The organism is Ruminococcus albus 7 = DSM 20455 (genome assembly GCF_000179635.2).
Lineage (GTDB): Bacteria > Bacillota > Clostridia > Oscillospirales > Ruminococcaceae > Hominimerdicola > Hominimerdicola alba.
Map to the genome: position 1 here is coordinate 2,090,794 of NC_014833.1, position 18,223 is coordinate 2,109,016.

The following is an 18,223-nucleotide window of genomic DNA, read 5'->3' on the forward strand; positions in this document are numbered from 1 at the left end:
TCCTTTGAAGATATATTACCCTCAAACAACATAAATATAAGCGGTAGATATTTCCTGTCAGGATAATCCGAAATTCTTGATCATTCCCTCGCGGTTGCGCCAACCCTCTTTTACCTTGACCCAGCACTGAAGGTTTACCTTTATCTGAAAAAAGTCTTCAAGATCTCGCCTTGCATCCTGACCGATCTTTCTCAGCATCGAACCGCCCTTGCCTATGATTATTCCCTTATGTGATTCTCTTTCACAGAATATAGTTGCTGTGATATCCAATATAGCTTCTCCGTTTCTGTCTTCACGTTCTCCAAGCTGTTCGATAGTAACAGCAACTCCGTGAGGAACTTCATCATTTAGATTTCTCAGAGCTTTTTCACGGATCATTTCAGCCATTATTACTTTCTCAGGCTGATCTGTGAACTTGTCATCCGGGAAGTAATGAGGACCTTCTGCCGCATTTTTTTCAAGTATATCCATTATTATATCCAGCCCGTCATTTCCGACTACGCTTATGGGAACCACCTCAGCAAAATCATAGAGAGCAGAATACTCGGAAAGCTTCACAATGACATCCTCTTTATTATCAAGTAGATCTATCTTGTTAAGTGCTAGTATAACCTTGCTTTTACCGCCTTTGAAGCTTTCGATCAGGCTTTTTTCGTTGTCGGATATCTTTTTTGTGCAATCACACATAAATATTATCATATCAACGCCTGTGATAGTTTCATTTACAGTATTTACCATATGCTCGCTGAGCTTGTTCTTTGCTTTGTGCATACCGGGGGTATCCATGAAAACGAATTGTGTTTCACCTTTTGTCAGTACACCCGTTATCTTTGTTCTTGTAGTCTGCGGCTTGTCGCTCACTGCCGCGATCTTTTCACCGACAAGAGCGTTCAGCAGGGAAGATTTACCTGCATTTGCTCTGCCTGCTATGGTAACAAAAATATTCTTTGTCATTTTACTATCCCTTTACTTTCTTGGTCATTTTATCCCAGCACAGATAATCACCGTTATCTGTAATAACAGTGTTATATTCTGTTTCTGTGTATCCTCTTTTAAGATAAATCTTTTTCGCCGCAAGTGATGCGTCGAGAATAATTTCAGTGTATTTTCTGCTTATCATTTCTTCTGCAAAGTCAAGAAGGGCCTTTCCAAAGCCTTTTCCCTGAAATTCGGGTAGTACGAACAATCTGCCGATATCATTTTCTTTTATTGTCACAGTTCCAACTATATTACCAAGATCGTCAATGCAGATAAATGTTCTGTGCCTGAGGATATCCTCGGCTATTTTTTGATCGCTGTGATATTTAAGAAAATAATCGACTGCTCCCGCAGGATAATACCTTGGATAAATAGTCCTTATCGTATTGCAGGTTATATCCCTTACAGTGCATAGATCTGCAGAAGACGCTTCTTTTATTTCCATAAGTATCCCTTCTGTACCGTCATAAAAAGCAGTGATGTGATTAAGTATCAAATACTTCTGCTTTCCATAAGTTCTTTTGCACGCATGAGTACAGGCAACTCTCTTGCCGCTATAAGCCGTCCTATTTTTGTGCAGCTCCTGTTTTTGTATTCATCAACTGCTTCATCAAAACTTTGTTTCATAGTTGAAAGGTGAAAATCTGATATCTCCTGATCAGTCAGATGATTCGCACCAAAACTTTTCACTTTACAAAGATAATAATTATTTATGTTATGTCTGTGGATAAGATTGTAGTAGTCCCTTACTATACCGATCTTGCAAATAATATCAACTTTTGCGCCAAGTTCTTCACGAAGTTCTCTTAGTACGGCGTCTTCCGGAGATTCGTCATCCTCGATACCGCCGCCTGAAGTTTCAATAAGTACAGCTTTTCCGAAATCATCATTCCTTTGTGCTCTTACAAAGTAGAAGTGACCGTCTTCATCAAAAACAATTGCTCTTGCTATCGGTCTGTCGTGGTCGGTGTATTCATATACCCATTCGTTATCTTGCAGATCCAGTATTAATTCGTTGTTATCAGTCATTGTTTCTTCTCCCGAAAACAGATAAATACCCACCAGAACCACAAAGCTACATACATTACAGCAGCCGGGATAAGTGCAGGGGTATCGACAAAACTGCCTAAGATAAAAAGTATTCTTTTTCCGAAGACTATTGCAGCAACTCCTACAGCTGCAAGGCAGAATATAAGTACCGCTCCTGCAGCGCAATCCTTAGCTGCTTTTGCATTAGCTGACCGTTCACCTTTACTGGCGAGGTCAACTGTGCTTTCAATGGCTGTGTTTACACATTCAAGTGCCATAACTCCGCCAATAGTCAGTATCAAAGCCAGCTGTTCTCCGCTGCTTATATCACATATTATAGATAGAACTGCAACAGCGCACGCAGCACCCATATGGAATCTCATATTCCTCTGTGTACGTATACAGTGCACTATACCGCTTGCGGCATAAACGAAGCTTTTACAGAATTTCTTCAGTTCAGTCTTTATGCTCATGCTCCTCAACAAAGGTCTCATCTCTTGAAATCCCCAGCTGTGCAAGTATAGCTTCTTCTTTTTCTCTCATTATACGCTCCTGAAGGCTGCTTTCTTCATGGTCGTAGCCCAGCAGATGTAGCATGGAGTGTACAGTCAGGAATCCAACCTCACGTTCCAGTGAATGACCGTAGACCTGAGCCTGTCTTGTTGCTGTTTCCAGGCTGATTACGATATCGCCGAGCAGACAGGCACCGGATTCGTAGTTTACATCGTATTCTCCATTCTCACCGAGAGGAAAACTCAAAACATCAGTAGGTCTGTCGATGTCTCTGTGCTCCTTGTTGAGCTCATGTATCTGCTTATCATTTACAAAGGATACAGAAACTTCTGCATCTTTTCCGAATTCCTCATATTCCAGTACAGCGTGACAGCAGCGTCTTACGAGCATCCTTATGCCAACCGGTATCTTAACTTCTGTCTGATTATTGGTGATCATTACCTTGACTTTGTCCATTGTACTTCCCATTCCTTTTTGAATATTTTTCGTATGCCAGGATAATATCCTGTACCAGTTTATGTCTGACTACATCCTTATCGGAGAATCTGTTTATTTTTATATCTTCAACGTCTTTAAGAACGTGCATTGCTTGTATCAGTCCCGATTTTCTGTTATCGGGCAGATCTATCTGTGTTATGTCACCTGTTATTACTATCTTTGAATTGAATCCCAGTCGCGTCAGGAACATCTTCATTTGTTCATTTGTTGTATTCTGAGCTTCATCAAGTATTATAAATGCATTATCGAGCGTTCTTCCTCTCATGTATGCCAGCGGTGCAACTTCGATACATCCGCGCTCCTGCTGCCTTGCAAAGGATTCAGGTCCAAGCATTTCAAAAAGTGCATCATAAAGAGGTCTTAGATAAGGATCAACTTTGTTTTGAAGATCTCCAGGGAGAAAACCCAGCTTCTCTCCAGCCTCTACCGCAGGTCTTGTCAGTATTATCTTTTCGACCTCGTGAGCCTTGAACGCCTTGACAGCCATGGCGACCGCGAGATAGGTCTTTCCGGTACCTGCAGGTCCTATTCCCAGTACTATCGTGTTTTTTCGTATAAAGTCTACATAACGTTTCTGACCCAGAGTTTTGGGCTTTATGACCTTGCCTGTTATTGTAACGCAAATTCCGTCATCACTGAGATTATTCAGTTCATACTGTCTTCCTTCACGTACCAGAGCGAACACATAACGTATACTTTGTTCGTTGAGTTTTTCGCCTTTGTTGATCATGGTTATTAGTCCGTTGATAGCTTCACAGGCATTGAACACTCCCTGCTCGTCACCGGTGATTTTTATATCTTCTCCGCGTCCCAGCACTGCAACGCCATACTCACGCTGAATCAGGTTTACATTTTCATCGTAACTTCCGAACAGACTGAGCATTGTTTCCATGCTGTCAACGCTGATTAATTTTTCTGCCATTAGATACACTCCGCTCAATTTTACATTCTTGAATCATTATACCACATTCTAAAATGGAATGCAACAAAAAAAATCAAATTTTTAATTAAATGCAACAAAAAATATCAATAATTTTCACTATCTTGCACATTTTCCTTTTTGTGTGTATTAGATTCGTGAATAATATATTTCGGTATAAAGAAATCACTTTCCCTGCACAAGTCGCCGTAGAGTTCATAAGTGACTGTCAGTCTTATCCCGTTGCTGTATTTGCTGCTTTCAGCTCTTCTTCCTTTTATCTCATAATTGTCAAGAAAATTTTGTTCATACCTGAAAGCTGATTTTTCAGCCCTTGATAATGCTTCATCTTCTTCAAGCACCTGACTTCTTATATCATATTCATTCAGTCTTATTTCAGACACACCAACAGGTATCATAAATCCACCTATCTCGGGAAAGTGTCTCATTTCTTTCTCGGCTTCAAAATATCCATCCGGGATCTTACCGAATAGAGGGATTTTTGCGCTGAGTATCTCAAGATAATGAAGCTTTTTCTTCTTGCCGGTCATTACTTTCTTTTCAGTATCGTACGGCTGTTCAAATACCATAGTTCTTGTGAAGGTGCCGCGTATCTTACCAATGCTTCTGACATATCTGGTATTTGAATCTGAAATATCATCATGTTCAGTATGCTTTCTATCATCAGTTACTATTTTTCCGCTTACAACTATCTCGCCTTTTGTTACACCGCTTCCGAGACATTTCATAAGTTGTCCATCGATGAGTTCTATCTCTTCTATAATACCATCTTCACAAGCAACCAGATGACATGGCATACCTACAGTGATTCCCCTGTCTGATCTTATATTCTCTATAACATCTATTGCTATACCTGATCCTGTACGGCTTATGCCGACCCATGAAATATCATCTATCTGTCGTTTCAGTGATCTTTCTTCAAGCACCAGGTCAATATCAGGAAGATAAGCTCCAGGTTTTACTCCATCAGTATCAAGTACATCCATTACTTTACCATATATAGCAGGATCATCTGTGTCTACGGTTATAGTAAGTATCACGTTTGAATAATATGCCATAAGTAAAGCAGATAGTAAGGCTCCGAATATCAGTCCCGGTCTTGTATATAGAGATTTGTAAAATCTCAGCATACCGTGTATAGCAGTTTTACATGGTTTATAACCCTCGAGATGACACATCTTTTCAAAACGAAAACTATGTTCAAAAGAGATCGTTATTTTCAGGCAGCCATTTTCTTCATGTAGATCTGAATATATCATTTTCTCCTTAGTCAACCTATTCAGCAGCCTAGCATAATCTACGTCACGGATCATGTAATCAATGCTTCCCAGAGTCATTATTATCTCTCCTTGTCTTTTGTGATATCAGCCTTATCTGTTCGATAGTTCCGCAGACTTTAACGCTGTTTTCTGAATATGAACTAAGCATAAGATCATTTCCCCATAGTTCCACCTCGAAATTACTTGTCAGTATCCTGACACAGACATCAGTACATTCGCAGATCTGTCGGCAGTTTTCAACTAAAGCGGAAGTGTTGTCATTGATCTGTATATATGATCGCAGACATTTTAGTTCGCGGGTCTTTCCTATAAAACTCACAACAGGTGAAATTGCCATGATCAGCCCTCCTCTCATCACCTATATTATATTACACTTGGCTTTTGCATATACTTGATTCGGAGGTAATGATCTATGAAACGAACAAACATTGTAAATTTGAAAGACACTTCACTTTGTATGACTCTTATAATGCTATCAGCTGGTATGGCATTTTTCCCAGCTGAAGTTTCAGATGCTGTCAGAGAAACTGTATTGAACTGTCTGAACATTCTCATACCGTCGTTGTTTTCTTTTATGGCAGTTGGATCAATGCTTTCTAAAAGCGGAAGTGCTGCTTTGATAGCTAAACCTCTGAAACCTGTATATCACTGCATCTTTCGTATGCCTGAAAATATTTTCACTGTTTTTCTTTTAAGTATGATCGCAGGTTACCCTGTTGGAATAAAGATGATATCCGATATGCTTGAACGAGGAGATATAGATCCTGAGACGGCAGAAAAATCCGCCTGCTTCTGTTACTGCGGAGGTCCCGCTTTTTTTAGCGGTGCGATCGGGCTTACTGTGTTTGGAAACAAGAAGGTAGGTGTGCTGATCTTTTTATCTGTACTTATCACTAATATAATGCTTGCTTTGGTAGTGTGCAGAACTTCTGAATTGCACGAAAAGCATCTTTGCAGTAAATACTGTAAAGGTAATATACTTGTCGATGGTGTGCAGTCGGCAGGACGGTCTATGGCTTTGATCTGCATTACCGTGATCTTCTTTTCTGCAGTTATGTCAGTTCTTGATGCAAGCGGTGTTATCGGCATTATAAGGCGAATTTTCAGCCTTTCTGATAATGAGATCGTCATTGTTTCATCTTTTATTGAGATAACTTCGCTTTCTGAACTTTCGGGAGTGCCGTACAAACTTCTTCCGTGGATATGTGCATCTTGTTCTTTTGGTGGTCTATGCATAATCATTCAGCTTTATGCATTAAAGTCAGATAAACTATCGCTGTTCAGATTTATTGAACTCAGACCTTTTGCAGCAGTTCTATCTGCACTGTTATGTAAAATATTACAACCTTTAATCATTGACGAAGCTGTTCCTGCGTTGGCAATGAATAAATCTTTGTTTAAGGTGAACAATTTTGCTGCTTCTATATGTCTAATATTAATGATTTTTCTACTGAATTATAAAAAAGGACTGGTATTTTCAGAATGAGTGTGATATAATTAATATAAATCAGAACTCTAAATTTTATCTTTTTCGCAAAGGAGTTGCTCACATCATGGCAAAGAAGAGTTTTTTCGGTAATAAAATAACACCGTCATGTTCATACTGTAAATTTGGCAACCGTTCCAAGGAAGGCAATAAGGTACTGTGTGAGAAACAGGGTCTTGTAGATGCTGATTATGCCTGTAAAAAATGGGATTATGATCCTATCAAGCGCGTTCCCAAAAAACAGCTGAATATACCTAATCAGGAAGACGATATAATATGATATTACAGGCGGGAGTTATCCCGCCTTTTTTGTGATTTTTATGCTCATTATCTGTCAATACTTTTATAGCAGATCACATATCGGGGTGAAGTAATGTTTAAACTGCTAAAGCTTATTGCTGTCGGATCATTCGGTGCTATGTGCTATGGAATTATTGAACTTGTAAACAGAGGTTTTTCTCATATATCAATGGGGTTACTGGGTGCATTTTCCATGCTGGTGATCCATGAACTCAATGGGGAACGCAGGTCGGACCGTTTGAAGCTTATATATGTAGTACTCATATCTACATTATTCATAACTTCAGGTGAACTGCTGGCAGGGGAGATCCTTAACAGGTATCTCGGTATGAAAATATGGAATTACAAGCACTTGCCTTTAAATTTCGATGGTCAGATCTGTATTCGCTATTCTGCGGCATGGGGATTGCTTTCCTTTTTTGGGATCGCTGCTGATGAATTTTTAAGGAAGTACATCTTTCAAGAGTAGTTATTTATCTCTGCATTGTACTTCTTAATTTTTGATATCTCAACAAAGTTCTAACACACCTTTCTTTGACATAGTATTTATCAAAAGGGGTGTGGACAATGTTTGGAAATGACAGGGAAAGGGCTGTGCAGTTCGGCGAATACATGGTCAGTCAAAAATCAACAGTAAGAGCGACAGCAGCAGCGTTCGGAGTGTCAAAATCCACAGTACATAAAGATCTGACAGAGAATCTTCCGAAGATTTCAGCGGTTCTTTACAGTGAGGTAAGAAAGATCCTTGAGGAAAACAAAGAACAGCGCCATATCAGAGGCGGTCTTGCAACTAAACACAAATATGAGAATATTAACAATCGTACTGGGATATGAGTTGTACTCTGCTATTTGAGTACGTTGAGCTGTTTACAAAACTAATGTTATAATTAATAATCGACCTGGATCAGGTTTATGATCATTTTTGTGAGGTGTAACTATGTCTTTGATATACAGCTTTATGATACTTGCCTTGCTTTTTGCTTCGGGCAGTATGTTTGGATGGCTGCTTGAATTATTCTACCGCCGATTCAAGCCTGCGAATAAAGGTAGGATTTGGATCAATCCGGGCTTTCTTAACGGACCATGTCTTCCTCTTTATGGATTCGGTCTGACGGCACTTTACCTTATGGCATTACTTGAACGATTTATTCCAATTGACGATCCGGCTTCAAGAAAAGCTGTGTTGTTTGTTGTCATGGCTGCTGCTATGACCATTATCGAGTTGATAGCAGGAGAACTGTTCATAGTAAGGCGGCATATTAAATTATGGGATTATTCTGAACTTCGATTTAATTATAAAGGTATAATATGTCCGAGGTTTTCATTTTACTGGGCTATACTTGGTGCAGGATATTATTTTTTTATTCATCCCAGGATACTGTCAGGCCTTGAATGGTTTTCACACAATCTGCTTTTTTCATTTGTCATTGGTTTTTTCTATGGTATTCTTACTATTGATCTTGTTCGATCATTCAGTCTTACAGCAAAGATCAAAGCTTTTGCGGCTGAGAATCGTATGATCATCAGGTATGACGAGCTGAAAAAACATATTCGCTATGAGGCAAAGAAACGTTGTGAAAAATATCGTTTTCTCAATTCTATGCATTCAGAACGTCAGCTTATCGAAGAACTTCGTACTTATATGGAAAAACAGATCGAACAGGCTAAAAACGGAAAACTTAGTGATATGATAGCTTTCATTAAAAAAGAACTGTGACTTAGTTAATAATCGGATACTTCTTACTTCCGGGCATCTTTCAGGATATGGCAAGATGTTCGGAAGTATTTTTTCGAAAAGTATTGATTTTTTGTTTATAATGCTGTATAATTATTAAAATGACATATTATCTTTACGGAGGTGAAAAATATGGAAAGACCCATTGAGATCGCTTTGATTACTGCAGGCATTGATGAAGAATACCAGTGTGGTATTATAGATGGTGTTACTTCTTTTGCCAAAGAAAAAGAGCTGAATATCTCCTGTTTTTCCTGTTTCTGCGGTGTTGTTTCTGGACGAGGTTTTGATATAGGTGAAACTAACATTTACAGCCTGATAAACTATAATATGTTTGATGGTGTTATACTTATGATAAATACTATTCAGGATATTGAGATCAAACAGAAAATGGTATCTGTGATAAAATCTTCAAATCTGCCTGTGGTCGTATTTGATTGCGACGAGCATCCTCAGTTTATGAATGTCACTATAGATAATAAGAAGGTAATGTCGGAACTTGTCAGACATATTATTGAAGTTCACGGTGCAAATGATATAGCATTTCTTTCCGGACCAAGGAGTAATCCTGAAGCGTTAGCAAGATATGAATCCTTCTGCGAGGTAATGGCTGATGCGGGCAAAACTGTTGACAAAGACAGGGTCATGTTTGGCGAATTCCGTCCCACCGATGGAAAGATCATGGCAGAAAAGCTAATAAAATGCAAAAGAAAGCTTCCTGATGCGCTAGTGTGTGCTAATGACGCTACTGCGCTTTCAGCCTTAAAAGAATTTGAAGATAGCGGATACCGTGTTCCTGATGATATAATAATCACGGGTTTTGATAATATTTATAATGCACGTCATTGTTATCCTGCACTTACTACGATAGACAGACCCCTCAGCGAGGCAGGATATACTGCTTGTGAGATACTTGTTAATGCGATAGAAGGGAAGTCATGGGAAAAAGTCAGGAACCTTGAAGCTAAGCTTGTTATATCAGAAAGCTGTGGCTGTGTTTCAAAACAGCTTTCTGATATTGATGTTTTCAGGAAGAATACTTATAATATCATAGATTATAACAGATCCAAGGTTCGTTTACTTAACAGTATGATATCAGAGACTGCTGAAGCTGAAACACTAGAAGAATGCATGAGGATAATCGGAGATAATATCAGCAGTATTGATTGTGACAGATTCTGTATATGTCTTTGTGATGATTGGATCAGTTCATATTCTGTAAAGCTTGAAGATTCGTTTATACATGGTTATACACCTAAGATGTCTGCACCGCTGATATGGAATAAAGGTGAGATATCTGAGGTCAAATGCTTCAGAAGTTCTAATATGGCACCAAGGCATTTTAAGACAGGTGGAAATATCAGTTATTACCTTCCGCTCCATTTCCGCGAGAGATGCCTGGGATATGCCATAATTTCAAACGGTAGTTTCCCAACTAAAAGTCTGGTATGTCATTCGCTGATGATGAGTATCAGTCATAGCCTTGAGAATATCCGCAAGTTGATAAATCTCAATTGTGTCATAGAAGAACTTGATAAACTGTATGTGATAGATCCTCTTTGTAATATTTACAACAGGAACGGCTTTATACGTGCGGCAGATCCATTTTTTAACGAATGCAGGATGCTTGGTCAGAAAATGCTGATAAGCTTTGTTGACATGGATAGGCTCAAATACATTAATGACAATTTTGGACACAGTGAGGGTGATTTTGCTTTACGGACATTGTCTTCTATCATAAGTGAATGCTGTGATGAAAGTATGATCTGTGCAAGATTTGGCGGTGATGAATTTATCATTATCGGTGTGGATGCTGAAGAAGAAGATATTGATAGGGTTGAATCCTCCATACGTAAACGTATAGAGCAAACAAATAAAACTATCGATAAACCTTATACTGTTGAATGCAGTATAGGCTCACTTGTAACAAGGGTCGCAGATGATATGACTCTTTTCAAAATGATCACTAAAGCTGATGAAGTTATGTACAAACAAAAAAAGCGCAAGAATTACTCGCGCTATCTCAGAAGATAATAATAAGACCCGAAGAACATAATGCTTTTCGGGTCTTTAAATGTTATTTGTTTTTGTGAAAGCCAACTATCTTTACAACTGCAAGTGGTTTACCTGCTCCATCATTTACTTTAACAATGTAGGTGCAAACAGATCTGCCATCCTTTACAAGCTCTGTTTCTGCATAGATCTTTTCTGTAGAAGGAACTCCAATAAATGAAATATCCGAGTTCAGTGAAACTGTACCTGGTTCCTGCCAGTTAGAAGCTACTGCAAAAGCAAAATCAGCAATTGTAAAATAAACACCGCCCATTATACCTCCGACAGCATTCTTATGACGCTCTGTCAGCATAAGGCTTACTTTTGCATATCTGTCAGCAACTTCCTCTATATATGCACCGGTATCATAGGCATAAAGATCATGGCTGAAATATTCTCTTATATCATCTATATTTTTCATGGTCAGTTCCATTTCTCTATAAGATAGCTTGCTATATACTCCAGCCCTCCGGCATTGAGGTTCGGATTTTCCAAGCTGAATCTTGTTTCTATTCCGTTAGCTTCGGCACAAAGACCGAAATGGCATAAAGCGATTCCCATATCGATCTTCTGCATATCCCATCCTGTCTTATCGATATAACCTTTGTCATGTCTGAGATAAAAATGAGCGCCGCTTTCATTTATAATAACTCTCCAGGGCTGTCTGTTCACAGCTGAGGGTGCAAGCCTTACTGCTTCCAGTATCTCGGTGAGTTCGGGATATCTGCCTTCACTGAGTGGTGTGCCGGCACTTCCGTCAAAAAAGAGCTCCTCAAAATTTTTACGACTGTCAGCTTTGATGCCTTTGCGCATCATTATCTCTCTGAGTGAGCGTTTATCCGCAGGGGTACCTATAGGAGTAACGCAGGGCATTACCTCTCCGTCTGCAATCTCCATAGCATCCTCAAATGCTTTTCTGTCCATAGTGCCGCCTATCCATGTAGTACCCAGCCCCAGTGATTGGATGTAGAGCACAAGCTGTTCAAAATAGTAACCGAAAGCTTCCTCTGCATGATCAGCACGCTTCATCTTTCCGCCGATATAAGTGTCAGTACCAACAATAACAGGGCTTGACAGACCATGTACACCATTATCCAGAATACGTATCTCTATATCCTGTTCGTACGGGGTTTTTATACTATGTGCGTAACTGAGTATATCTTCTCGCACTGAAGGTGTTATTTCACTGCCGTCAAAGGTCCTGACGCTTTTACGCTCATTTATCAATTCGAAAACATTGTTCATTTGTATTCTCCTCATCTGCAAATGCCTCAAACCAGCCTTTTATTATTTTGCCCGATGTTTTTATATCTTCATCCGTCCAGCCTGAAAGCTTTGTACAATTTTGGGTAAAAACGCCGCAGGTATCTCCACTGTTTGAAAGGCACCAGCTTATGCAGCTCAGCCCGAGTCTGTCTATTACCTCATACCATGCATTTGCTTCATCTATATCGATATCGCCCTTACCGCTAGCTTCACACAGATTGAATTCATTGATAAAAACCGGAAGCCCGGCTTCAATACATCGTTCCAGTCTGCTGCGCAGTGTACCCTTGTGTGTAGCAGCATAGAAATGCAGAGAGTACATAACATTGTCCCATTTCAGCGGCTTTTCAAGCGCACAGTGTATGTCCTGCGACCACGTTGATGTTCCTGTGACAATAAGTGCATCGGGGGAGTTACTGCGGATTATCGGGATTATCCTGTCTGCATATTCTGTTATTTTATCCCATGTGCCGCTGCAGTTAGGTTCGTTACATATCTCGTATATAACGTTTGTTTTATTGGCGAACCTCTTTGACATATCACTGAAAAACTCTTCAGCTTCATCAATATATTTCATCGGATCCTGATCACACAGAACGTGCCAGTCTACTATTACATACATATCCAGTTTTTCTGCAATAACAACGCCTTTCTCGATCAGCTCTTTCAGATGCTGTTTGTTGCCGTCCTTGCAGTACCCTCTGAATTCGTCTGTGTACATTGCTATCCTTATACAGTTTGTACGCCAGTCTTTTTTTAGGGCATTGAATGATTCTTCACAAATATATTCCGGATACCAGGCTATACCGTGAGTTGATAACCCGAAAAGTCTTACTGGTTTCTCACCGGCTGTCAGTTTTCCATTTATTACTTTAAGTTTATCCAACATAGTATCAGCTCCTTTTGAGTGCCTAATGCTACATTATCCTATATATTTCCATTTTAATTATAAAGTAATAATATGGATTTTTTCTACAAAAAATATAAATTTAATATGACCATGGACAGTTGCTTATTATTTTCTTTTATGGTATAATCGTATAACAGATATTAATTGACATTCAGATAAAAAACGGGAGGGATGAGGTAATGTCTTCAAGCAAGGAATACCTGAATTATGTTCTGGAACAGCTTTCAGAAACTAATGATATATCATTTCGTTCAATGATGGGGGAGTTCATAATATACTGCAGGGGCAGAGTAGTCGGAGGGATATATGATGACCGATTTCTCATAAAGCCAACTTCTTCTGCGAAAAATCTTCTTGCAGACTCTTTAAAAGAAATCCCCTATGAGGGAGCTAAGGAAATGTTACTTGTTGATATCATGGATGATAAGGAGCGTCTTAAAGTACTGATCGAAGCCGTTGCCGAAGACCTCTCTCATACTAAAGCAAAGGTCAAAAAGTGATGATATAGATCATTGATTCAGAATTGGTCCCAGCAAATCAATTATAAAATAGTCAAATTTCCTATTGACGAAAACACCAAACTATGTTATAATTAACTATAAAGGATTGTATAATTTCTCAAATTTGATTATCTGATCAATTTATATAAATATCAGTAAAAGGAAGGGATAAATGCTATGAAAAAAGTACTTTTTGCAGCTTCGGAAGTAGTTCCTTTTATCAAGACAGGCGGCTTGGCAGATGTCGTTGGTTCTTTGCCAAAGTGCTTTGATAAACAGTACTATGATGTTCGCGTTATACTGCCTAAATATGCCTGCATGGCACAGAAGTGGAAGGATAAGCTGGAGTACATAACTAACTTTTATATGGATTTTGCAGGACAGAGCAGATATGTTGGCCTGTTGAAGATGGTCTATGACGGTGTTACTTTCTATTTCATAGATAACGAATATTATTTCAGCGGCGAAAAGCCCTATGGTGACTGGCATTGGGATATTGAGAAATTCATGTATTTTGACAGAGCTGTGCTTTCAGCACTGCCCGTGCTTGATTTCAGACCTGATGTGATCCATTGTCATGACTGGCAGACAGGTCTTATACCTGTATATCTACACGATTCTTTCTGGGGCGGTGAATTCTTCCGCGGAATAAAGACAGTTATGACTATACACAACCTCAAATTCCAGGGTAACGATAATGCAGCCAGATTTATGGCACTTTCAGGTCTGTCATCATATTATATGACTTATGATAAGCTCCTGAAGGATGTTGATGGCAATATGCTCAAGGGCGGTCTTGTATATGCTGATGCTATAACCACTGTATCTGATTCCTATGCTGAGGAGATCAAGACTCAGTTTTATGGTGAGGGTCTTGACGGCCTTATGAGAGCCAGGAAAAATGACCTGCGCGGTATAGTTAATGGTATCGACTATGCAGAATATGATCCTGCAACGGATAAGATGATAACCTGCAATTATGATATCAATAATGTCTATGACAAGAAAATCGAAAATAAGCGTGCTTTACAGACTGAGCTCGGACTTACCCGTGATGATAATAAGTTCATGATAGGTATTGTCAGCAGACTTACCGATCAGAAAGGCTTTGATCTTATCGCATACATGATGGATAAACTGTGTCAGCAGGATATCCAGATAGTTGTACTCGGAACAGGTGATGAGAAATATGAGGAGATGTTCAGATATTTTGCGTGGAAGTATCCTGACAAGGTATCTGCTAACCTCTATTACAGTGAGGCTATGAGCCACAAGATTTACGCTGCTTGTGACGCTTTCCTCATGCCGTCACTTTTTGAACCATGCGGTCTATCACAGCTTATGTCTCTGAGATACGGCACTCTGCCTATCGTTCGTGAAACAGGCGGTCTTCGCGATACCGTTCAGCCTTATAATCAGTTTGACAAAACCGGTACAGGTTTCAGTTTTTCAAATTATAATGCACATGAAATGTTTAATACTGTTATGTTTGCACATTACATTTATGTTGACAGACGTGATGAATGGAACAGCATAATACATCAGGCTATGTCAAAAGATTTCTCGTGGCAGGCTTCTGCAAGAAAATATCAGGATATGTATGACTGGCTGACAGGTATTTGATAAACTAAATCGGGTTGTTGCATTTTAGAAAATCCTCGGAAGAATAAACTTCGTTTTCTTCGCTTGGTGGTTTAATATTTACGCAATAAAAAAAGAAGAGCTATCGCAAAGGCTTTTTTCATTATTTTCATGCCATCCTCCTTAATAATCGTATTTCTTACAGGTTTCTAAGGCTTTCTCTTTTGCCGTTTTAACATAGTTAAGCACTTCATTTTGTTTTAAGATTTTTCTTGCAAAAGGAAAATCAAAGCCTTCATTCTTCTCGTAGTATTCAAGAAAACTATCTATTAAATCAATTAACTCATGGTCTGAGGATGGAACTGATTTGAAAATTGAATTCCAGTCATCTAATACTGCTGGATCAACAGGAGTTCCATCGGTAAGCATATCAGGATCCATGGTACCAAGCAAAAGACCCAAATCATCATTTTTCATCATTAATTCACGGTTTGAAAAGAAGCAATAATCTAAAACATAAAAGCATATTAAAAAATAATACATAAAAATCACCTTCACTTTCTTGGCGGTTATAATACGTGTTTGGTTTGATCCCATTTTTCTTTGCACCATTCCTGCAGGCGTACTTCCTGCTTTATTGTTGTGATGCTTGTCTTTTTTGACTGCATACATTTACCCACTGTCTAATAAACTCCAATGAACTACATGGATCAATTTGGAATGTCCAATTTACTTCATGGTGTTCCTTGGAGTTTATTATACTTTATTAGACTTCGGTGGGGTAGGTGCTGGGGGTTATACGCTTACGAATAAAGTCCAAATAAGGTTCGAAGGTTCTAAACTGTTCTACAATAAATTTATGACAAAACCTCCCATGGCTATACATAGGAGGTCTTTTGTCATTGTTTTAACAGAACAGTTTGCTTTCCTTCGCAGGGGATAAAACAATCAATCGTTACTCTTATCAAGCTGTTCGTTAAGTTCCTGTTCAGTCAACACACCGTATTTAAGCCAAGCTTCAATGAGTTCGGGATAGGCAACTCCTTTTTTTATCCTTCTTATAGCATGCTCTTTAGTTATCTTTGCATCGTATATGTATTCTGTTAACGGAACAAACCTGAGATTAGTCAGCTTGCTTTTTACAAGTACGTTTTTAACTTGTTCTGAAACAATAGGAATATTGTACAAACTGTCAAACGCAAACAAGTCACTGCCATCGTATGCATCAGGAGCAAAAGAAACGCCAGTTGCAATAAGTCCAATACTATCCATTTTGTATTTGCATTTTTTGCAATAAGGAAAAGGTTCACCATTCATATCACATATAGGTCCACATCTGCCTGTAACCGTTAGGCTATAATATTTCTCTTTTATCGGGTCACCTATCTTTGTAACTGTTCCACGGCGTGGTGCAGTCTCACTGACTTCATAACCTGTGAATCCATTTTCCCTAAGAATATTCAAAAATTTTTCAGATATAACGGGCATACCGATATAGGTATAATAATCATAAAGCTTTCCCATTATCTTGAATTTAAATATGCCTTTGTATCTTATGTGTATAGCACCGCAGTTATCGCAGATTTCTCTGTCATAATCGTTAGCACAATCTATCGCCTGATTTCTTGAATTATGATTGTCACACAAAAAATAATACATAAGTTAACCTCCTGCTTTTACAGCTCTGTATTCGGTTATTTTAAATTCTTCCGCCATATCATCAAGAAATACTTCAATCATTTCTTTGGTAGCATTTGGAAACTCGTCAATATACTCATCCCATACTGCATCCCAGGTTTTACCTGCGTAGCTTGAGTTGATCGTTGCAACATCTTCATAATTCCAAAAAAGCCAGGATCTGTTTTCGCTTTAGCAACTCATATTGCTGCAGGCGACAGACAGTCTTGACTCTGATATCATTATAAATCATATTAACAATATTGTTAAGTCAATTGATGCAATAAAGATAATGAAAATAATAAAAGCCAATGCACATCCGGTGTGCTCGGACTACGATCATCCGAGGGCTTAGATGTTCTTGACTTCGGTATTATTATACATCATAATTCTTAAAATGTCAAGATATATAGCAAAGAAAAAGGAGCTGCAACAGCCCCTTTTTTATATCGGATTATCATAAAACCAACAGTGATGTTATCAGTCGAGATCTATGGTGATAGTTTTGCCTGTTTTCAGAGTGGATTTCAGATCGATGATCCGCTGATTATCCGAACCACGGAAACCCAGTGATATATTTCTTTTTGCAAGAATAAATCTGCCGTCAACCAGTACATCGATCATTGAAAGCATTTCGTCGGTACATTCACATCGCCACGGACTTTCGTGAAGAAGCTCATCTTCTAGCACACAACCGGTGTAGCACCATATACTTTTCTCGGGATACTTTTCTTTGACCCTTCGCATAAAAGGTGCTAAAACTCGCTGATTTTCCGGTTCCATAGGTTCACCTCCCAGCAGAGTAAGTCCGTCGATATATTCACAAGAAAGCATTTCCAGTAATTGATCTTCGGTTTCCTCGGTAAATGGTTTTCCGTAATCAAAATCCCATGTCATAGCATTGAAACAGCCCTCGCAGTGGTGCCTGCATCCCGAGACGAACAGGCTGACTCTTACACCTATGCCGTCCGCGATATCGCAGTTTTTTATTTCTCCGTAGTACATTTGCTCACTGTCCTTCCTGTGAAAGTACAAGTCGCATCTCTTCCATTCCAAGTTCGATAAGCCCGGTTGGTACGAATCCTACCGAACGGTACAATCGGTTTGCGACTGCATTGCCTGGGACTACTCCTGTATAAACAGAATCGACATCGAACCTGTCTTTGAGGAATTTTATTCCAAGAGCGAGTGCCTGTCTGCCATAGCCCCTGCGCTGATGGTCTTTATCTATGAGGAATTTCCACAAAGTGTAATATTGCTTGACCTCGTAGTAACCCATCATTATGAATCCCACTATTTCATCGCCGCTGTACACCGCAAATGGGTATGCATTATCATTATAGGCATAAGCCTGTGCCAAAGATTCTGCCACAGTTGAAACATAGCTTTTCTGGTATTCATGAACTTCCAGAGTCAGCACATCATCGATATTGTTCTTGTCAACAGGTCTTAGCTCTACCATACCTTATCTCCCATAT

At 39.1% G+C, this 18,223-nt stretch carries 23 protein-coding genes; 8 read left to right on the forward strand and 15 right to left on the reverse strand.

The window, feature by feature from the left end; all coding sequences use genetic code 11:
- Positions 1–57: 57 nt before the first annotated feature.
- The 8 genes from era to RUMAL_RS09325 form a co-directional block, all read right to left on the reverse strand.
- On the reverse strand, positions 58–954 hold the full coding sequence (gene era, locus RUMAL_RS09290) for a GTPase Era (RefSeq protein WP_013498491.1): 897 nt from the start codon (positions 952–954) through the stop codon (positions 58–60).
- A gap of 4 nt (positions 955–958) precedes the next feature.
- Positions 959–1,423 carry a GNAT family N-acetyltransferase gene (locus tag RUMAL_RS09295; RefSeq protein WP_013498492.1) on the reverse strand — a complete coding sequence of 155 codons (465 nt, stop codon included), beginning with the start codon at positions 1,421–1,423 and terminating at the stop codon, positions 959–961.
- A 47-nt stretch (positions 1,424–1,470) separates the two neighbouring features.
- The gene (locus RUMAL_RS09300; RefSeq protein ID WP_013498493.1) at positions 1,471–2,007 is read right to left on the reverse strand and encodes an NUDIX domain-containing protein; all 537 of its coding nucleotides are present in this window, start codon (positions 2,005–2,007) and stop codon (positions 1,471–1,473) included.
- Positions 2,004–2,480 (reverse strand): diacylglycerol kinase family protein, encoded by a 477-nt coding sequence (locus tag RUMAL_RS09305; RefSeq protein WP_037303894.1) that lies wholly within the window; start codon positions 2,478–2,480, stop codon positions 2,004–2,006. Before RUMAL_RS09305 ends, RUMAL_RS09300 begins: the two co-directional genes overlap by 4 nt.
- Positions 2,464–2,976, reverse strand: coding sequence for an rRNA maturation RNase YbeY (ybeY, locus tag RUMAL_RS09310; RefSeq protein WP_013498495.1), 513 nt, complete (start codon positions 2,974–2,976; stop codon positions 2,464–2,466). Before ybeY ends, RUMAL_RS09305 begins: the two co-directional genes overlap by 17 nt.
- A complete protein-coding gene (locus RUMAL_RS09315; RefSeq protein ID WP_013498496.1) occupies positions 2,945–3,940 on the reverse strand; it encodes a PhoH family protein in 996 nt (331 codons plus the stop codon). Before RUMAL_RS09315 ends, ybeY begins: the two co-directional genes overlap by 32 nt.
- 104 nt (positions 3,941–4,044) lie before the next feature.
- The gene (locus RUMAL_RS09320; RefSeq protein ID WP_013498497.1) at positions 4,045–5,295 is read right to left on the reverse strand and encodes a sporulation protein YqfD; all 1,251 of its coding nucleotides are present in this window, start codon (positions 5,293–5,295) and stop codon (positions 4,045–4,047) included.
- Positions 5,276–5,575, reverse strand: coding sequence for a YabP/YqfC family sporulation protein (locus RUMAL_RS09325; RefSeq protein ID WP_013498498.1), 300 nt, complete (start codon positions 5,573–5,575; stop codon positions 5,276–5,278). The genes RUMAL_RS09320 and RUMAL_RS09325 overlap by 20 nt, the downstream gene beginning before the upstream one ends.
- Before the next feature lie 75 nt (positions 5,576–5,650).
- Here RUMAL_RS09325 and RUMAL_RS09330 point away from each other — a divergent pair, with 75 nt between their 5' ends.
- The 6 genes from RUMAL_RS09330 (at position 5,651) to RUMAL_RS09355 (ending at position 10,793) form a co-directional block, all read left to right on the forward strand.
- The gene (locus tag RUMAL_RS09330; RefSeq protein ID WP_013498499.1) at positions 5,651–6,724 is read left to right on the forward strand and encodes a nucleoside recognition protein; all 1,074 of its coding nucleotides are present in this window, start codon (positions 5,651–5,653) and stop codon (positions 6,722–6,724) included.
- Between the two features lie 67 nt (positions 6,725–6,791).
- Positions 6,792–7,004 (forward strand): hypothetical protein, encoded by a 213-nt coding sequence (locus tag RUMAL_RS09335; protein WP_013498500.1) that lies wholly within the window; start codon positions 6,792–6,794, stop codon positions 7,002–7,004.
- Between the two features lie 93 nt (positions 7,005–7,097).
- Entirely contained in the window at positions 7,098–7,493 is a 396-nt protein-coding gene (locus RUMAL_RS09340) for a putative ABC transporter permease (protein ID WP_013498501.1), read from the forward strand.
- Positions 7,494–7,591: 98 nt separating this feature from the next.
- Positions 7,592–7,858 (forward strand): sporulation transcriptional regulator SpoIIID, encoded by a 267-nt coding sequence (locus RUMAL_RS09345; RefSeq protein ID WP_013498502.1) that lies wholly within the window; start codon positions 7,592–7,594, stop codon positions 7,856–7,858.
- Positions 7,859–7,961: 103 nt separating this feature from the next.
- The gene (locus tag RUMAL_RS09350; RefSeq protein WP_013498503.1) at positions 7,962–8,741 is read left to right on the forward strand and encodes a putative ABC transporter permease; all 780 of its coding nucleotides are present in this window, start codon (positions 7,962–7,964) and stop codon (positions 8,739–8,741) included.
- A 150-nt stretch (positions 8,742–8,891) separates the two neighbouring features.
- Positions 8,892–10,793: a GGDEF domain-containing protein gene (locus RUMAL_RS09355; protein ID WP_013498504.1), complete on the forward strand. Its 1,902-nt coding sequence runs from the start codon at positions 8,892–8,894 to the stop codon at positions 10,791–10,793.
- A 43-nt stretch (positions 10,794–10,836) separates the two neighbouring features.
- Here RUMAL_RS09355 and RUMAL_RS09360 read toward each other — a convergent pair whose 3' ends face one another.
- Genes RUMAL_RS09360 through RUMAL_RS09370 form a run of 3 tightly spaced genes read right to left on the reverse strand, consistent with a single transcriptional unit; the run spans position 10,837 to position 12,966 of the window.
- Positions 10,837–11,232 (reverse strand): PaaI family thioesterase, encoded by a 396-nt coding sequence (locus tag RUMAL_RS09360; protein WP_013498505.1) that lies wholly within the window; start codon positions 11,230–11,232, stop codon positions 10,837–10,839.
- A gap of 2 nt (positions 11,233–11,234) precedes the next feature.
- Positions 11,235–12,056: a nitroreductase family protein gene (locus tag RUMAL_RS09365; RefSeq protein WP_013498506.1), complete on the reverse strand. Its 822-nt coding sequence runs from the start codon at positions 12,054–12,056 to the stop codon at positions 11,235–11,237.
- Positions 12,028–12,966, reverse strand: a complete 939-nt coding sequence (locus RUMAL_RS09370; protein WP_013498507.1) for a glycoside hydrolase family 5 protein — start codon at positions 12,964–12,966, stop codon at positions 12,028–12,030. The genes RUMAL_RS09365 and RUMAL_RS09370 overlap by 29 nt, the downstream gene beginning before the upstream one ends.
- A 200-nt stretch (positions 12,967–13,166) precedes the next feature.
- Here RUMAL_RS09370 and RUMAL_RS09375 point away from each other — a divergent pair, with 200 nt between their 5' ends.
- Together RUMAL_RS09375 and glgA are read left to right on the forward strand one after the other, a co-directional pair.
- On the forward strand, positions 13,167–13,487 hold the full coding sequence (locus tag RUMAL_RS09375; protein ID WP_013498508.1) for a TfoX/Sxy family protein: 321 nt from the start codon (positions 13,167–13,169) through the stop codon (positions 13,485–13,487).
- 177 nt (positions 13,488–13,664) lie between these two features.
- Positions 13,665–15,110 (forward strand): glycogen synthase GlgA, encoded by a 1,446-nt coding sequence (gene glgA, locus RUMAL_RS09380; RefSeq protein WP_013498509.1) that lies wholly within the window; start codon positions 13,665–13,667, stop codon positions 15,108–15,110.
- Between the two features lie 141 nt (positions 15,111–15,251).
- Here glgA and RUMAL_RS09385 read toward each other — a convergent pair whose 3' ends face one another.
- The 4 genes from RUMAL_RS09385 to RUMAL_RS09400 form a co-directional block, all read right to left on the reverse strand.
- A complete protein-coding gene (locus RUMAL_RS09385; protein WP_013498510.1) occupies positions 15,252–15,740 on the reverse strand; it encodes a hypothetical protein in 489 nt (162 codons plus the stop codon).
- Positions 15,741–16,016: 276 nt separating this feature from the next.
- Positions 16,017–16,727, reverse strand: coding sequence for an Imm43 family immunity protein (locus RUMAL_RS09390; RefSeq protein WP_013498511.1), 711 nt, complete (start codon positions 16,725–16,727; stop codon positions 16,017–16,019).
- Positions 16,728–17,225: 498 nt separating this feature from the next.
- Positions 17,226–17,750 carry an anaerobic ribonucleoside-triphosphate reductase activating protein gene (gene nrdG, locus RUMAL_RS09395; RefSeq protein ID WP_013498512.1) on the reverse strand — a complete coding sequence of 175 codons (525 nt, stop codon included), beginning with the start codon at positions 17,748–17,750 and terminating at the stop codon, positions 17,226–17,228.
- A 4-nt stretch (positions 17,751–17,754) separates the two neighbouring features.
- The gene (locus RUMAL_RS09400; RefSeq protein WP_013498513.1) at positions 17,755–18,207 is read right to left on the reverse strand and encodes a GNAT family N-acetyltransferase; all 453 of its coding nucleotides are present in this window, start codon (positions 18,205–18,207) and stop codon (positions 17,755–17,757) included.
- Between the last annotated feature and the right edge of the window lie 16 nt (positions 18,208–18,223).

Coding starts and splice junctions, on each gene's coding strand:
- era (WP_013498491.1), bottom strand. CDS start 954: ATGACAAAGAATATTTTTGTTACCATAGCAGGCAGAGCAAATGCAGGT.
- RUMAL_RS09295 (WP_013498492.1), bottom strand. CDS start 1,423: ATGGAAATAAAAGAAGCGTCTTCTGCAGATCTATGCACTGTAAGGGAT.
- RUMAL_RS09300 (WP_013498493.1), bottom strand. CDS start 2,007: ATGACTGATAACAACGAATTAATACTGGATCTGCAAGATAACGAATGG.
- RUMAL_RS09305 (WP_037303894.1), bottom strand. CDS start 2,480: ATGAGCATAAAGACTGAACTGAAGAAATTCTGTAAAAGCTTCGTTTAT.
- ybeY (WP_013498495.1), bottom strand. CDS start 2,976: ATGGACAAAGTCAAGGTAATGATCACCAATAATCAGACAGAAGTTAAG.
- RUMAL_RS09315 (WP_013498496.1), bottom strand. CDS start 3,940: ATGGCAGAAAAATTAATCAGCGTTGACAGCATGGAAACAATGCTCAGT.
- RUMAL_RS09320 (WP_013498497.1), bottom strand. CDS start 5,295: ATGACTCTGGGAAGCATTGATTACATGATCCGTGACGTAGATTATGCT.
- RUMAL_RS09325 (WP_013498498.1), bottom strand. CDS start 5,575: ATGGCAATTTCACCTGTTGTGAGTTTTATAGGAAAGACCCGCGAACTA.
- RUMAL_RS09330 (WP_013498499.1), top strand. CDS start 5,651: ATGAAACGAACAAACATTGTAAATTTGAAAGACACTTCACTTTGTATG.
- RUMAL_RS09335 (WP_013498500.1), top strand. CDS start 6,792: ATGGCAAAGAAGAGTTTTTTCGGTAATAAAATAACACCGTCATGTTCA.
- RUMAL_RS09340 (WP_013498501.1), top strand. CDS start 7,098: ATGTTTAAACTGCTAAAGCTTATTGCTGTCGGATCATTCGGTGCTATG.
- RUMAL_RS09345 (WP_013498502.1), top strand. CDS start 7,592: ATGTTTGGAAATGACAGGGAAAGGGCTGTGCAGTTCGGCGAATACATG.
- RUMAL_RS09350 (WP_013498503.1), top strand. CDS start 7,962: ATGTCTTTGATATACAGCTTTATGATACTTGCCTTGCTTTTTGCTTCG.
- RUMAL_RS09355 (WP_013498504.1), top strand. CDS start 8,892: ATGGAAAGACCCATTGAGATCGCTTTGATTACTGCAGGCATTGATGAA.
- RUMAL_RS09360 (WP_013498505.1), bottom strand. CDS start 11,232: ATGAAAAATATAGATGATATAAGAGAATATTTCAGCCATGATCTTTAT.
- RUMAL_RS09365 (WP_013498506.1), bottom strand. CDS start 12,056: ATGAACAATGTTTTCGAATTGATAAATGAGCGTAAAAGCGTCAGGACC.
- RUMAL_RS09370 (WP_013498507.1), bottom strand. CDS start 12,966: ATGTTGGATAAACTTAAAGTAATAAATGGAAAACTGACAGCCGGTGAG.
- RUMAL_RS09375 (WP_013498508.1), top strand. CDS start 13,167: ATGTCTTCAAGCAAGGAATACCTGAATTATGTTCTGGAACAGCTTTCA.
- glgA (WP_013498509.1), top strand. CDS start 13,665: ATGAAAAAAGTACTTTTTGCAGCTTCGGAAGTAGTTCCTTTTATCAAG.
- RUMAL_RS09385 (WP_013498510.1), bottom strand. CDS start 15,740: ATGTATGCAGTCAAAAAAGACAAGCATCACAACAATAAAGCAGGAAGT.
- RUMAL_RS09390 (WP_013498511.1), bottom strand. CDS start 16,727: ATGTATTATTTTTTGTGTGACAATCATAATTCAAGAAATCAGGCGATA.
- nrdG (WP_013498512.1), bottom strand. CDS start 17,750: ATGTACTACGGAGAAATAAAAAACTGCGATATCGCGGACGGCATAGGT.
- RUMAL_RS09400 (WP_013498513.1), bottom strand. CDS start 18,207: ATGGTAGAGCTAAGACCTGTTGACAAGAACAATATCGATGATGTGCTG.